Below are 12587 nucleotides of genomic sequence, written 5' to 3'. Positions count from 1 at the left end.
CGCTAGACACGTTGAGGCATTTTTTCCTGTTCCGAAGGAGAGCGGATTTGCTCTCGCACGACCGCGTATGGGCCGCCATCGACGCTCTGGCCGAACGTTATTCGCTCTCGGCTTCCGGCCTCGCCAGGCGCGCCGGCCTCGATTCGACCGCCTTCAACAAGTCGAAGCGCCTTTCCTCCGACGGACGGCCGCGCTGGCCATCGACCGAATCCCTGGCCAAGATCATCGAAGCGACAGGCGCCTCGCTGGAAGAGTTCACCGGGCTGGTCGAAGGCCGCATTGGCGCTTCCGCTCAGCCGCGCAGGGCCGTGCCGTTGCTGGGTTTCGCCCAGGCGGGCGCCGGCGGCTTCTTTGACGACGCCGGCTATCCGGCGGGTCAGGGCTGGGACCTGGTCGAGCTTCCGGCGCGCGCGGAAGAGGCGTCCTACGCGCTGAAGGTCCAGGGCGATTCCATGCTGCCGCTCTACCGCAATGGCGACGTGCTGATCGTCGAGCCTGGCTCGCCGGTCCGCAACGGGGACCGCGTCGTGGTCAAGACGACGGCTGGCGAGGTGATGGCCAAGGTGCTCGACCGGCGGACCGCGAAGTCGATCGTACTTGTCTCGCTCAATCCCTCCCACCCCGACCGCGATATTGCGCTGGGAGATGTGGAGTGGGTGGCGCGCATCGTCTGGGCCAGCCAGTAGGTCCCGGCTGGTGCGGTTCCTTCATATCGTCCTGACGGCCCTGGCGATCCCGCTCATGGTGGCGCTTGTCGTCGCCGGCGGCCGCGCGCTCAAGGGCGGTGAAAGCGTCGTCACCGTCGACCGGATCGATCCAGGCGCCGACACGATGCAGCAGTCGGGCTCGGATGCGGCGCCGGAGGAGCCGGCCACCTCGGCAATCACCGCACCTGACGCTCCGCAACCGCCGAAGCCTGTCCTGCACTCAAGGGCGATCGACCCTGACGTCGTGGCCCCGCCAGGCACGCCTGATGAAGAACTGGAGAGGGTCGAGCCGCGCGCGCCGCTGAGCGACATAGCGCTGGCCGGTCCGCCCAAGCCGCGCAAATCGAAGATGCCGGACGGCCAGGACGGCACCAAGCTGGTCCAGCCTGTCGCCTCCGCCGCCGGCGTCATCCAGGCCAAGGACTATTCCGTCACGGTCTCGGGCATTGACGTCGTCAAGGACGACGAGACCTGCAGCGACGCGGGGAAGTCATGGGCTTGCGGAACGCGTGCCCGGACCGCATTCCGCGCCTTCCTGCGCGGACGCACCGTCGTCTGCGCCGTCCCTTCTCAAGGGCACGATGCCGCTTCCACAAAGTGCTGGGTCGGCAACAAGGATGTCGGCGAGTGGCTGGTGGAGAATGGCTGGGCCCGCGCCGCGCAGGGCGGCCCCTATGTCGAGGCGGGCGACAAGGCGCGCGCCGCCAGGAAAGGCATCTTCGGCGCCGCCCCCGATCTTGGCGGCCTGCCGGCCCTGCCGGCCGCGACAGGGCCGGTGCCGAACGCGCCGGAAACGATCCTGCCCGCGGAAGACGGCGCCGTTACGCCGCCAACTGACCAGCAAGCGCCCGCTCAATGAGCGAACGCGTCTCGGCGATGCCGTAGAGCGCGGCGAAGGAGCCAAAGCGAGGCCCGCGTTCCTGCCCGATCAGCACCTGGTAGATCATCTGGAAGAAGGCGACGGAAACGCCTGGCCCTCCTTCCGGGCTCTGCTTGGAATGGTCCTGGTAGCGCTCGATCCGGCGCGCGACGTTGAGCGCGGCATTCTGGATCGCCTCGCTGTCGGCGCCATGCGGCAGCGTACCCAGTGCCTCGGAAAGCTTCGCCAGCGCCTCGCGCTCCACATCGTCGGCGGCGCGATAGACCTTGGTCGGCTTCACGAAGTCGTCGAAGTAGCGGATCGCATAGCCGGTCAGCCGGTCGAGTTCCGGATGCGTCGCCGGCGTCACGCCCGGCGCATGCCGCGAGATGAAGCCCCACAGCACGTCCTTGTTCTGCGCGTTGGAAGCGCTCACCAGGTTGAGCAGCAGCGCGAAGGGCACAGGCAGATCGATGGCCGGCGGGTGGCCGTCATGCATGTGCCAGACCGGGTTGCCGAGCCGCTCCTTCCAGTCCTGTCGCGGATAGGCGCCAAGGAAGGCGTAATACTCGTCGACCGCCTTCGGGATGACGTCGAAATAGAGCTTCTTGGCCTGCCGTGGCCGCTGGTACATATAGAGGCCGAGGCTCTCGGTCGGCGCGTAGGTCAGCCATTCGTCGATGGTGAGTCCGTTGCCCTTCGACTTCGAGATCTTCTGGCCTTCCTCGTCGAGGAACAGCTCGTAGACGAAGTGCTCCGGCGCGCGTCCGCCGAGGATGTTGCAGATGCGGTCGTATATCACGGCATTGGTCTGGTGATCCTTGCCGAACATCTCGAAATCGACGCCGAGCGCTGCCCATCGCATGCCGAAATCGGGCTTCCACTGCAGCTTCACCTTGCCGCCCGTCACCGGCAGGGTCGTCTCGGTTCCTTCGTCGTCGAAAGTGACGGTGCCGGCCTTGGCGTCGACATTTATCATCGGCACATAGAGCACGCGCCCGCTCCTTGGCGAGATCGGCAGGAACGGGCTGTAGGTCGCCTGGCGCTCCGGCCCCAGTGTCGGCAGCATCACCGCCATGATCTCGTCACAGCGCTCGGCGGCGCGCAGCAGCACTTCGTCGAAGCGGCCGGACTTGTAGTATTGCGTCGCGCTGGCAAACTCGTAGTCGAAGCCGAACGTGTCGAGGAAGCGGCAGAGCATCGCGTTGTTGTGGTCGGCAAAGCTAGCATAGTCGCCGCCGAAAGGATTCGGCACCGCCGTGAGCGGCCTGTGCATATAGGGCTCGAGCGCGGCGCGGTCCGGCACGTTGTCCGGGATCTTGCGCATGCCGTCCATGTCGTCGGAGAAGCACAGAAGCTTGGTCTTGACCTTGTCTTGCGTCAGCACGCGGAAGGCGTGCCGCACCATGGTCGTGCGCGCCACCTCGCCGAAAGTGCCGATATGCGGCAGGCCGGAGGGGCCGTAGCCGGTCTCGAACAGGACAGTTTCGGGAAAGTCCTTGCCCTTGTAGCGCGCGATGATCTTCTTGGCTTCCTCGAACGGCCAGGCTTTGCTTTCGGCCGCGGCCGCCAGCATCTCGGGATTGAGATCGATGATGTTTGATCCCGTCATGTCAAAGTTCCAGTCATGGGCCGGCTATCGCGGCAGGTAAGATTTTCAGCGTCTCTAGGCGCGACGGGCCGGAGCGTCAACGATTTGCGGCGGTTTTCCTTGCGGCGCCCTAACGGCGTTCCTACTTTCGGGCACCATCATCAAGGAGTTCTGAATGCCTTCGCTGACGCCGCACGAAGCCCTGATCTATCTCATGGTCATCACCTCGGCTTCCGACCGCGACATGACCGACGTCGAGCTGGCGCGCATCGGCGACGTCGTCCGCTCCTGGCCGGTCTTCTTGGATTTCAAGAGCGACAGGCTGATTGCCGTGGCCCAGGCATGCCAGAAGGCGCTGAATGACAAAGAGGGTTTGGAGGGCGTTCTCGCGCGTGCCGCTGAGGCGCTGCCGGAGCGGCTCCGTGACACCGCCTATGCCGCCGCCTTCGAAGTCGCCGCCGTCGATCTCGAGATGCGCATGGAGGAGGTGCGGGTGCTGCAGCTTATCCGGCTCAAGCTCGATCTCGACACGCTCACCGTCGCGGCGATTGCCCGTGCAGCCAAGGCCCGACTGCGTACGCTGACCTGAGATTGGTCAGAGCGAGGGTCGAATCAGAAGAAGCTGACAGGGAAATACCGCAGGTAGAACTCGGCGAAGGTGCCCTTGATCGAGATCTCCTGCAACGCATAGTCGAAAGCCGCCGCCAGCGCCGGATCGCCCGCCCTGGTGGCGATCGCCATGCCCGAGCCCAGATATTCCGGCGCCAGGTACGGGCCGCCGGCGAAGCGGCAGCAGCCAGCCGCGTCCGAGCCGCCCAGCCAGAAGGAAAAACGCATGCCGTCGCCGAAGGCGGCATCGATCTTGCCGGCCTTCAGGTCCGCATAGAGGTCTTCCGGCTTGTCGAAAGGCACGACCTGCACGGTGCTGAAATAGTCGCGCAGCATCTTTTCATGCGCCGAGCCGCCGATGACGCCGACCCGCTTGCTGCGCAGCTTGTCGAGGATCGGCTCTGCGAAAGCCTTGGCCTTAGGCATGATGAAGCGCGCCGGGAACTGCAGGTAGGAGCGCGAGAAGGCATATTTCTCGCGGCTTTCAGGGGTCGCCGCGATGCCCGCGATGATCGCTTCGCCTTCACCTTTCTGCAGCGCGTCGTCGAGTTCGTTCCACGGCAGCGCCTGGATCTGGCATTTGTCGACGATGCCGAGTTCCGCGCAGATCGCCCGCGCCAGGTCGATATGGAAACCGGACAGCCGGCCCGAGCCGTCCATGAAATTGAAAGGCGGAAAGTCCGTGGTGGTCAGGAACCGCAATCTCGGCAGCGCGGAGAGGTCGGGCTTGGGCAGGCGCTCCTTGGTGTCCCAGAACACCGGCACCTGCGGCTCGGCGGCTTGAGTCGGCCTGACGAGCGACGATGCCGCGATCAGCGCCGAAATCAGGGCCAACCTTATCCACCGGATTGTCACAATAAGGCTCCGCCCTGTCATGTCTCTTCGGCTTTTCGTACGAAATCGGCGCAGGCACAATTGTTTTTGATTTCAACTGTTCAAATTAGGCGTATGCTTTAGCGTTGTTGCAAGCCGCCACGCGAATGCCGGGCTCGGGGGAGATTGCCGGCGTCACAGGGGAACTTGCAATCCGGGGTTGATGGCGAACGGCGCTTCGAGCATCTACAGTCGGCAACAAAAAGCAGAAGCAACATGGGGTAGATGTTGCGATGGGTCACTTTGATCGGACTTTGGAATATATAGACCAGCTGCAGCATGCCGGCACCGCTGCCGCGGTGTGCGAGAAGCTGCTCGGCGTCACCTCGAATTTCGGGCTGACCGCGCTGATGGCCGGTACGGTGCCGCATCCTGGCACGCCGCGCGGCCAGCAGAAGGAGCATGTGCTTCTCTGCGATTGGCCGGGTGAATGGCTGGAGCGCTACGTGGCGCGCAATTACGTCGACCACGATCCGGTCGTCGGCCATATGAAGCAGTTGCAGGCGCCCTTCCAGTGGCGAGAGGCGTCCGAAAGCATCATCATCGACAAGAGCAGCGACGAGGTGATGGGCGACGCGCGCGAGTTCAAATTGCGCGACGGCCTCGCCTTTCCGCTGGTCACGCTCGATGGGCAGATCGTCATGGTTTCGCTGGGCGGCGAGTCCGTCGAACTCTCGGAAGCGGAATTCGGCATGGTCTCGCTGGTGTCCACCTACGCCATCGGTCGCGCCATGCAGCTGCATACGATGGCCGGCAGGACCATCGATCACATAGAATTGACGCCGCGTGAGCGCGAATGCCTGCAATGGGCGGCCGTCGGCAAGTCCGAGTGGGAGATTTCCCAGATACTCGGCATCTCGGAGCATACCTCCGAGAAACACCTTCTCAACGCCAAAAGCAAACTGGGTGCCGCCAACCGTGTGCAGGCGGTCGCCGAGGCGATTAGGCGCGGCTATATTAGCTAGGTCGGGCGCGCCGGCCTAGAAATTCTTGTGTGCACGTTCGCGTATTGTTGTCTCAAAATCCCGGCCGTCTCTATCTTCTTAAACTATAGCAGACGGCTAATGCTTTCTTAACGCCAAAGCAAACTCAGTGCCGCCGACAGGGTGCAAGCTGTCGCCGAGGCGATTAGGCGCGGCTATATTAGCCAGGTCGGCCGCGCCGGCCTAGAAATTCTTGCCTACGCGTTCGCGTAATATTTTCGGGAAAGCCCGGCCGTATCTTCCTCTTAAGCCCAGGAGACGGCTAATGCTATTTTCCCTTACCACTCAGGAATTGATGGAACGCCCCGACCTTTGGGAGGCGGTCCACCGTCTGCGCCACAGGATCTTCGTCCAGGAGATGGGATGGACCGATCTCGACCGCCAGGACGGCCTCGAGATCGATCAGTTCGACCATGACGAGGCCGAGCACCATCTTGTCATCCGCAACGGTGAGCTCGCCGGCTACCAGCGCATGCTGCCGACCACGCGGCCCCACCTGCTGACCGATGTGCTCTACGATCTCTGCGAAGGTCCGTCGCCGACGGGAAAGAACGTCTGGGAGCTTACCCGCTACGCGGTCGCCCCGGGTTTTCGCGACGGCAAGCGCGGCGTCTCGACGGTCGGCACCGAGCTGATCGCCGGCTTCGTCGAATGGGGCCTGAAGCGCGATGTCAACCAGGTCATCATCGAGTTCGAACCGATGTGGGTGCTGCGGGCGTTGCAGCTGCACTTCCTGGCGACGCCGCTCGGCTATCAGCGTACCTATGGCAACCAGCAGGTCGTGGCGACGCTGCTGACCTTCACCGAGCATACGCTGGATGTAGTGCGCCAGCGCCGCAACCACTTCCTGCCGGTGCTGAACAGGGGCTATCCCGGTCAGCTCGGCCTGAAGCAGGCTTCGTGACGGTGGAGGTCGATATGAGCTTCCATCCCGAACCCGAGCTGATCGGCCATACGCTGGTTGTCACCGTGTCCTCGCATGACGGCCGCCCGGTGCTTGACAGGCACGCCTATGCCAGTCTGGCGCATACGTTCCACGAAGCCGCGGTCAACGACGAAGTCCGCGTCGTCGTGCTGCGCGGGCTTGCGGGTTGCTTCTGCCTTGGCGGCGACTTCTCGGAGTTTCTCGACGCCACCAAGCACCAGCAACTGATCGCAGCCGTCACCGACATGTTCCGCATGCTGGCGACCTTCCCCAAGCCCGTCCTTGCCAGCGTCGATGGCGATGCCGTCGGCGTCGGCTGCACCATCCTGTTCCACTGCGACATGGTGATAGCCTCCAGGGGAAGCACCTTCCGGGTGCCCTTCGTCGATTTCGGCCTGGTGCCGGATGCGGCGACGAGCATCCTGGCTCCTCAGAAACTCGGCTATGCCGGCGCCTTCCGCTTCTTCTGCCTGGGCGAGACGCTGGGGGTCGAGGACGCCAAGGCGCTCGGACTGGTCGGCGAGGTCATTTCCGAAGGCAGTGCCGAGGAGGCGGCGCTGGCGCGGGCCAGGCAACTCGCCAAGAAGCCAGTGGCAGCGTTGTTGCAGACACGCAGTCTGCTCAAGGGCGATACGGACGTGCTCTGCGACCGCATTGACCATGAGATCACGCTGTTCCAGCAGGCGCTTCAGGACGACACCACGTTGAAGCGGCTGCAGCGGATCGCACGCCTGGCCGCCTGAGCTCGCCACGAAACTCAGCGCCGCGATCCGCAAGGATGCGCGGCGCTGTAACGTCTGGAGCGGTTGTCGGCGAGCCTGCCGGCGCTATTTTTCGAAGAACGAAGGCCCTTCGCCGATGATCTTCTTGTCCTCCTTGCCGATGGCGTCGAGATCGCGCCCGTCATAAGGCAGCGACAGGAGGATGCGTTGCATGACCGCGAGCCGGGCGCGGCGCTTGTCGTTGGAGCGCACGATGATCCAAGGCGCGAACTCCTTGTGCGTGCGTTCGATCATGAGGTCTCGGGCCTTGGTGTAGTCTTCCCATTTGTTGATGCCGGCGATGTCGATCGGCGAGAACTTCCAGTTCTTCAGCGCTGACCAGCGGCGGTCGTGGAACCGTTCGAGCTGCGTCTCGCGGCCGATGTTCAGCCAGAATTTGAAGAAGTGGATGCCTTCGTTGCAGATCATGCGCTCGAAATGCGGTGTCTCGTCGAGGAACTTCTCATGCTGCTCCGGTGTGCAGAAGCCCATGACCGGCTCGACGCCGGCGCGGTTGTACCAGGAGCGGTCGAAGGTGACGAATTCGCCGGATGTCGGGAAGTGGTCGACATAGCGTTGGTAGTACCATTGCCCGAGTTCCGGCGCCGTCGGTTTCGTCAGCGCCACGTTGCGTGCGGTTCGCGGGTTCATGTACTGCCGCAGCACGAAGATCGTGCCGCCCTTGCCGGCCGCGTCGCGCCCCTCGAACAGCGCCATCACCCGCTTGCCCGTCGCCTGCAGCCACGCCTGCGCCTTGACCAGCTCGATCTGCAGTCGCATCAGCTCCTTCTCGTAGTCCTCGCTCTTCATCTTCTTGTCGTACGGATAGCCGCCGGCTGTCAGCTTGTTCGCCTCTATCCAGTCCGGAAGCACCGGATTGTCGATATCGAACTCGCGTTCCTTGCCGCCGATCGTGATCTTGATCGGCGCCGCGGCGGGCGCCGCTTCAGCCTTTTCCTTGGCCTTTTTCATCCGGACGAACCTTTCCAGTTTGCGGACTCGTGCTATGGGAGCGACGCAAGGACGCTGTAGCATGTTGATTTTGCGCATGAACATCTCGGAAAATCGATCCTGATTTTCGAGAGCGATGCGCCGGGCCCGGCAGTGGAAGCCTGGTGTCCGGCAAAGTGGAATGCGGGGGTAACGCAGACCTATGGTGGAGACGAGCGCGGAACGGAGCACGAAGCAGGCCTTCACGGCCAGGCTATGGCGCAGCCGCTGGGTGCTCGCCGCCGGGACCGTCGCGGTCCTCGCGGTCTATGGTTTCGCCGGCATGTCGGTCTATGTTCTGGTGCTGGCGCTGGCCGTGCTGATTGCGGCGGCGATGCTGCCCGTCGATGTCGAACGCCAACCAGCAGGCCCTGCGACAGCGATTGAGGCAAGCGGGCTCCAGCGGCTCTCCGGCGAATATCTCGCCGCCGCGGTCGCCGACCCGCTGATCATTTTCGATCGCACCGCCACCATCGTCCACGCCAATGCCGCCGCCTTCGCGGCTTTCGGCGGGCTGGCGCCGGGCATGTCGCTGTCGCTCAAGTTCCGGGCGCCGGAAATGCAGGCCTTGCTGGACGGCATTCTTTCCGGAGAGGTCGCCGCCGATGCCGTGGATTACACAGAGAAACTGCCGGTGGAGCGGACATACCGGGTGAGCGCATCCTCGGTCGGTCACGCGACCGATCTTTACGTGCTGGTGTTCAAGGACCAGAGCGAGACGCGCCGTATCGACCGCATGCGCGCCGATTTCATCGCCAATGCCAGCCACGAGTTGCGCACCCCGCTCGCCTCTATCGCAGGCTTCATCGAGACGTTGCGGGGCCCGGCGCGCAACGACCCGGCGGCGCGCGACCAGTTCCTCCAGATCATGCAGAACCAGACCGGGCGCATGGCGCGCCTGATCGACGACCTGCTCTCGCTATCGCGGCTGGAGATGAAGCCCTACCTGAAGCCGGGTACCGAGGTCGATCTGCGCCAGACCATCGACAGCGTCATCGACTCGCTGGCGCCGCTGGCCAGCGAGAATGGTGTCGTCATTGAGCGCGACTATCCCGATGGGCCGCTTTCCGTGCCGGGCGATCGCGACGAGCTCTTCCAGGTCTTCGAGAATCTCCTGGAAAACGCCTGCAAATACGGCCAGTCCGGCGGGCACGTCACAGTGTCCATCGCTCGCGGCGAGGCCGGCCAGCAGCCGGGCATCGATGTCACCATAAGGGACTATGGGCCCGGCATTGCGGAGGAGCATATCCCTCGCATCACCGAGCGTTTCTACCGCGTCGATGTCGAGAACAGCCGCACGCAGAAAGGCACCGGCCTTGGCCTTTCGATCGTCAAGCATATATTGACACGTCATAACGCGAGGCTGTCGATCAGGTCGGAAGTCGGCAAGGGCGCGGCGTTCACGGTTAATTTGCCGGCTCGCTGATTCTGTATAGGTTGCCAACCGCGTTTTTCTTCTTTCTGTCATCCGGCTCGCGTATCAGCGGCAGATTGAGGGAACGAACAAGCAGGTAGAAACCGGGAAGGCATCTCCATGCAGTCCGTCCATACGATCAGTGCCTATGATGAAGAACTGAAATTCCTGTCGAAGCGCATCGCCGCGATGGGTGGCCATGCCGAGCGCATGGTCGAGCAGGCGGTCGCGGCGCTTGTCAATGCCGACCAAGGCCTGGCGCAGAAGGTGATCCAGGACGATGTGGTGCTCGACGAGGGCCAGCGCGAGATCGACGACAAGGCGATCGTCATCATCGCCAAGCGCCAGCCGATGGCGACGGACCTGCGCGAGATCGTCGGCGCCATCCGCATCTCGGCCGATATCGAGCGCGTCGGCGACCTCGGCAAGAATGTCGCCAAGCGCGTCGCCTCGGTCGACGGCCGGCAGCCGAACAGCTTGTTCCGCGGCCTTGAGGCGTTGGCCAATCTGGCCCTGACGCAGCTCAAGGAGGTGCTCGACGTCTATGCCTCGCGATCGGTCGACAGGATCGGCTTCGTGCGTGACCGTGACGACCAGATCGACGCCATGTACACCTCGCTGTTTCGCGAGCTTTTGACTTACATGATGGAAGATCCGCGCAACATCGCGCCCTGCACGCATCTTCTGTTCTGCGCCAAGAACATCGAGCGCATCGGCGACCACGCGACCAACATCGCCGAAACCATCTATTACATCGTCACCGGCGACCAGATGCCGGCCGAGCGGCCGAAAGGCGACAAGACTGACCAGGTGGTAGCGCCGGGGATTGTGCCGGCGAAGTAATTGAAAAGAATGGAATAGGGAGCGAGGCACCAGGCACGGCGCCTGAAAGGCGCATTCTTCACCCTACTGCCTACTGCCTACTGCCCTACGCGCCTATTCCTTAATTACTTTACCCGCCGCCGCTCCGCCGCCGGTTGGAACGCGACGCGGGAGTGGTACTTGCAATAAGGTCCGGTTTCGGCGGCGTCGTTGCCGCAGAAGTTGAAATCCTCCGACAGCGGATCGCCATTCGGCCATTTGCAGGTGCGCTCGGTCAGCTCTACGAGTTGCAGGTGGCGCGAAATCGGCACGACGACATTCTCGACCGGGCGGATGTAGTGGCGAGCCACCGGCTCTGCGTCGAACTGCACCTGCAACGCGGTCGCGCCGATGGTGGCTGTAACATGGCGCGTGGTGCTTGCGGCGCGGGCCACCGATTTCTGTATGGAAGCTCCCTGCACCGCCTTCTTCTGGCGCGCCGGGGCTGCGGTCGCGCGACCGCGACCCGACAATTTCAGGCGATGCACCTTGCCGATGACGGCGTTGCGGCTCACTCCGCCAAGCTGAGCGGCAATCTGGCTTGCGCTCAGACCCTCCGACCACAGCTTCCTGAGAAGTTCGACCCGCTCGTCAGTCCAGTTCATGAGACCGCGCTCCTGCTGAGGCGTACGGCAGTCAGAATCCGTTCCCGACCCGGCTCTCGCCGAGCAAACGACACCACATCTACCGGGTGATTAGATCCGCCGCACGAAATCTAGTTATTTCTCAACTACAATTACCTTAAGCGCTGACTCGGTGACAAGAGTCCCCAAGGCAACACGATTCGGTTTTTTCGGTTTTCCCCAACTTGCCTGACCACTCATGGGCCGGCGTGTCGCTGGAGGCTTGCCGCGCGCTTCTGCGCGACGTTTTCGTTGACTTCATGGCCGAAAAACATGATAAGCCGCAAAGGCCGCCGCATTGGCGGCTTTTTTGATTTCCGGTTCCGGAGACGCATATAATGACCGGTTCGGCGCTTTACGAGACCTTTGCTCGCGCACCCCTGGCTTTCGATCACGGGGAGGGGACTTGGCTGGTCACCGACAAGGGCGAGCGATATCTGGACTTTGCCGGCGGCATCGCGGTCAACTCGCTCGGCCACAGCCATCCGCATCTGGTCGCGGCGCTGACCGCGCAGGCTGCCAAGCTGTGGCATGTCTCCAATCTCTACGAGATACCTGAGCAGCGCCGGCTGGGCGAACGGCTGGTCGACGCCACTTTCGCGGACAAGGTGTTCTTCACCAATTCCGGCGCGGAGGCACTGGAATGCGCCATCAAGACGGCGCGGCGCTACCAGTTCGTCAAGGGTCATCCCGAGCGCTTCCGCATCATCACTTTCGAGGGTGCATTCCACGGTCGCACGCTTGCCACGATCGCCGCCGGCGGCCAGTACAAATATCTCGAAGGCTTCGGTCCCAAGGTCGAGGGTTTCGATCAGGTCGCGTTCGACGACATCGACGCCGCCGAGAAGGCGATCACGCCGGAGACCGCGGCGATCCTGATCGAGCCGGTGCAGGGCGAGGGCGGCATCCGCCCGGTGCCGACGCAGTCGCTGAAGCGCCTGCGCCAGCTCTGCGACCAGCACGGCCTGCTTTTGATCTTCGACGAAGTCCAGTGCGGCATCGGCCGCACCGGCAAGCTCTTCGCCCATGAATGGGCTGGCGTCACCCCGGACCTGATGGCGATCGCCAAGGGCATCGGCGGCGGCATCCCGCTGGGCGCCTGCCTTGCCACCGACGAGGCGGCGACCGGCATGACCGCCGGCGTCCACGGCACCACCTTCGGCGGCAACCCGCTGGCGATGGCGGTCGGCAACGCCGTGCTCGACGTCGTGCTGGCCGAGGGCTTCCTGGAGGATGTGCAGCGCAAGGCGCTGCTGCTGAAGCAGGGTCTGGCCGGTGTCGCCGACGAGTTCCCGGACGTCATCGAAGGCATCAGGGGAACAGGCCTGATGCTTGGCCTGAAATGCGCCATGCCCAACACCAAGGTGAACATGGCGCTGCGCGACCAGCAT

At 63.5% G+C, this 12587-nt stretch carries 13 protein-coding genes; 9 read left to right on the top strand and 4 right to left on the bottom strand.

Annotated elements, in window-relative coordinates; all coding sequences use genetic code 11:
* The first annotated feature begins 47 nt into the window (after nucleotides 1-47).
* Both Q0L57_RS27765 and Q0L57_RS27760 read left to right on the top strand, forming a co-directional pair.
* Nucleotides 48-686, top strand: a complete 639-nt coding sequence (locus tag Q0L57_RS27765) for a helix-turn-helix transcriptional regulator (protein ID WP_296746275.1) — start codon at nucleotides 48-50, stop codon at nucleotides 684-686.
* A gap of 10 nt (nucleotides 687-696) precedes the next feature.
* A complete protein-coding gene (locus Q0L57_RS27760) occupies nucleotides 697-1566 on the top strand; it encodes a thermonuclease family protein (RefSeq protein ID WP_296746274.1) in 870 nt (289 codons plus the stop codon).
* Here the strand turns inward: Q0L57_RS27760 and Q0L57_RS27755 are convergent.
* Nucleotides 1529-3178, bottom strand: coding sequence for a lysine--tRNA ligase (locus Q0L57_RS27755; protein WP_296746273.1), 1650 nt, complete (start codon nucleotides 3176-3178; stop codon nucleotides 1529-1531). The two genes, Q0L57_RS27760 and Q0L57_RS27755, sit on opposite strands and share 38 nt — an antisense overlap.
* Nucleotides 3179-3332: 154 nt before the next feature.
* Between Q0L57_RS27755 and Q0L57_RS27750 the strand changes: the two genes are divergently transcribed.
* Nucleotides 3333-3746 carry a tellurite resistance TerB family protein gene (locus Q0L57_RS27750; RefSeq protein ID WP_296746272.1) on the top strand — a complete coding sequence of 138 codons (414 nt, stop codon included), beginning with the start codon at nucleotides 3333-3335 and terminating at the stop codon, nucleotides 3744-3746.
* A 23-nt stretch (nucleotides 3747-3769) separates the two neighbouring features.
* Here the strand turns inward: Q0L57_RS27750 and Q0L57_RS27745 are convergent, their stop codons facing one another.
* The gene (locus Q0L57_RS27745) at nucleotides 3770-4642 is read right to left on the bottom strand and encodes a transporter substrate-binding domain-containing protein (RefSeq protein ID WP_296746271.1); all 873 of its coding nucleotides are present in this window, start codon (nucleotides 4640-4642) and stop codon (nucleotides 3770-3772) included.
* Nucleotides 4643-4872: 230 nt separating this feature from the next.
* Between Q0L57_RS27745 and Q0L57_RS27740 the strand changes: the two genes are divergently transcribed.
* The 3 genes from Q0L57_RS27740 (at nucleotide 4873) to Q0L57_RS27730 (ending at nucleotide 7290) form a co-directional block, all read left to right on the top strand.
* Nucleotides 4873-5604, top strand: a complete 732-nt coding sequence (locus Q0L57_RS27740) for a LuxR family transcriptional regulator (RefSeq protein ID WP_366940954.1) — start codon at nucleotides 4873-4875, stop codon at nucleotides 5602-5604.
* 283 nt (nucleotides 5605-5887) lie between these two features.
* On the top strand, nucleotides 5888-6526 hold the full coding sequence (locus tag Q0L57_RS27735; protein ID WP_296746269.1) for an acyl-homoserine-lactone synthase: 639 nt from the start codon (nucleotides 5888-5890) through the stop codon (nucleotides 6524-6526).
* A 14-nt stretch (nucleotides 6527-6540) separates the two neighbouring features.
* Entirely contained in the window at nucleotides 6541-7290 is a 750-nt protein-coding gene (locus Q0L57_RS27730) for an enoyl-CoA hydratase-related protein (RefSeq protein WP_296746268.1), read from the top strand.
* A gap of 84 nt (nucleotides 7291-7374) precedes the next feature.
* Here Q0L57_RS27730 and ppk2 read toward each other — a convergent pair whose 3' ends face one another.
* Nucleotides 7375-8280 (bottom strand): polyphosphate kinase 2, encoded by a 906-nt coding sequence (gene ppk2, locus Q0L57_RS27725; RefSeq protein ID WP_296746267.1) that lies wholly within the window; start codon nucleotides 8278-8280, stop codon nucleotides 7375-7377.
* Between the two features lie 181 nt (nucleotides 8281-8461).
* On the opposite strand from ppk2, the gene Q0L57_RS27720 reads away from it, so the two are divergent.
* Nucleotides 8462-9724 (top strand): ATP-binding protein, encoded by a 1263-nt coding sequence (locus Q0L57_RS27720; protein ID WP_296746266.1) that lies wholly within the window; start codon nucleotides 8462-8464, stop codon nucleotides 9722-9724.
* Nucleotides 9725-9832: 108 nt separating this feature from the next.
* Nucleotides 9833-10555 (top strand): phosphate signaling complex protein PhoU, encoded by a 723-nt coding sequence (gene phoU, locus Q0L57_RS27715; protein ID WP_296746265.1) that lies wholly within the window; start codon nucleotides 9833-9835, stop codon nucleotides 10553-10555.
* Nucleotides 10556-10659: 104 nt separating this feature from the next.
* Here phoU and Q0L57_RS27710 read toward each other — a convergent pair whose 3' ends face one another.
* Nucleotides 10660-11178 (bottom strand): GcrA family cell cycle regulator, encoded by a 519-nt coding sequence (locus Q0L57_RS27710; protein WP_296746264.1) that lies wholly within the window; start codon nucleotides 11176-11178, stop codon nucleotides 10660-10662.
* Nucleotides 11179-11534: 356 nt separating this feature from the next.
* On the opposite strand from Q0L57_RS27710, the gene Q0L57_RS27705 reads away from it, so the two are divergent.
* Nucleotides 11535-12587: aspartate aminotransferase family protein (locus Q0L57_RS27705; protein ID WP_296746263.1), on the top strand; the 1053-nt coding region annotated here is incomplete at its 3' end.

The organism is Mesorhizobium sp. (genome assembly GCF_024509055.1).
Lineage (GTDB): Bacteria > Pseudomonadota > Alphaproteobacteria > Rhizobiales > Rhizobiaceae > Mesorhizobium.
Note: the sequence above shows the minus strand (reverse complement) of the source record. Positions and strands in the feature narration are given on the sequence as shown.

Coding starts and splice junctions, on each gene's coding strand:
- Q0L57_RS27720 (WP_296746266.1), top strand. CDS start 8,462: ATGGTGGAGACGAGCGCGGAACGGAGCACGAAGCAGGCCTTCACGGCC.
- Q0L57_RS27750 (WP_296746272.1), top strand. CDS start 3,333: ATGCCTTCGCTGACGCCGCACGAAGCCCTGATCTATCTCATGGTCATC.
- Q0L57_RS27745 (WP_296746271.1), bottom strand. CDS start 4,642: ATGACAGGGCGGAGCCTTATTGTGACAATCCGGTGGATAAGGTTGGCC.
- Q0L57_RS27710 (WP_296746264.1), bottom strand. CDS start 11,178: ATGAACTGGACTGACGAGCGGGTCGAACTTCTCAGGAAGCTGTGGTCG.
- Q0L57_RS27730 (WP_296746268.1), top strand. CDS start 6,541: ATGAGCTTCCATCCCGAACCCGAGCTGATCGGCCATACGCTGGTTGTC.
- phoU (WP_296746265.1), top strand. CDS start 9,833: ATGCAGTCCGTCCATACGATCAGTGCCTATGATGAAGAACTGAAATTC.
- ppk2 (WP_296746267.1), bottom strand. CDS start 8,280: ATGAAAAAGGCCAAGGAAAAGGCTGAAGCGGCGCCCGCCGCGGCGCCG.
- Q0L57_RS27740 (WP_366940954.1), top strand. CDS start 4,873: ATGGGTCACTTTGATCGGACTTTGGAATATATAGACCAGCTGCAGCAT.
- Q0L57_RS27735 (WP_296746269.1), top strand. CDS start 5,888: ATGCTATTTTCCCTTACCACTCAGGAATTGATGGAACGCCCCGACCTT.
- Q0L57_RS27755 (WP_296746273.1), bottom strand. CDS start 3,178: ATGACGGGATCAAACATCATCGATCTCAATCCCGAGATGCTGGCGGCC.